Raw genomic sequence first — 1,006 nt, 5'->3', positions numbered from 1 at the left:
AGATCGGGCAGCGGTTCGTGGGCAACATCAAGCCCTCGCTGGCCGGGCAGATCTACACGGAGAGCGTGCACGGCCCGCTGGGCCGGGAGATGCAGGCCACGGCCCCGATCGAGGACGCGCACGGCAAGGTGGTCGCCCTCGTCTCCGCCGGGCTCAAGGTCAAGAACGTCACCAGCGAGGTGGACCGGCAGATCCCGATCATCCTGACCGCCGGGGCGGGCGCGCTCGTCGTGTCCACCGGCGGCACCGCGCTGGTCGGGCGGCGGCTGCGGCGCCAGACGCACAGCCTCGCCCCCGACGAGATGACCCGGATGTACGAGCACCACGACACGGTGCTGCACTCGGTGCGCGAGGGCGTCCTCATCGTCAGTGACGACGGGCTGCTGCTGCTCGCCAACGACGAGGCCCGGCGCCTGCTGCGGCTGCCGGCCGACGCCGAGGGCAGCCACCTGTCCGAGCTGCCCGGCCTCGACCCCGAGACGGTGGAGCTGCTGGCCTCCGGGCGCGAGGCCACCGACGAGGTCCTGTTCGCCGGGGAACGGCTGCTCGCCGTCAACCAGCGGCCCACCGACCACGGCGGGCTCCCCGGCGGCACCGTGGTGACCCTGCGGGACACCACCGAGCTCCAGGCCCTCTCTGGGCGCGCCGAAGTCGCCAGGGAGCGGCTGAAGCTCCTCTACGACGCCGGGCTGTGCGTCGGCACCAGCCTGGACGTGCGGCGCACCGCGGAGGAGCTGGCGCGGATCGCCGTACCGCGCTTCGCGGACTACGTCACCGTCGACCTGGACGACGGCATCCTGCACGGCGAGGAGCCCGGCCCCACCGCGGCGACCCTGCGCCGTATCGCCGTGCACGGCATCCGGGGCGACCATCCGCTGTACGAGCAGGACCGGCTGATCGACTTCAAGCCGTTCACCCCCCAGGCCCGGGGCTACGGCTCCGGACACTCCGAACTGGTGTCCGATCTGGCCATGGCGACGGACTGGCGGGCCCAGGACCCGCAGCG

Annotated in this window: 1 protein-coding gene; it reads left to right on the top strand. The window is 73.1% G+C overall.

Features of this window, described 5'->3' with window-relative positions:
- Positions 1-1,006, top strand: a 1,006-nt coding sequence (locus ACPC54_RS42415; protein ID WP_498973132.1) for a sensor histidine kinase, incomplete at both ends; no start/stop codon positions are given.

Source organism: Kitasatospora sp. NPDC094028, assembly GCF_049543595.1.
In the GTDB taxonomy this organism is placed as follows: Bacteria; Actinomycetota; Actinomycetes; order Streptomycetales; family Streptomycetaceae; genus Kitasatospora.
This window is presented reverse-complemented; position numbering and strand designations above follow the sequence as displayed.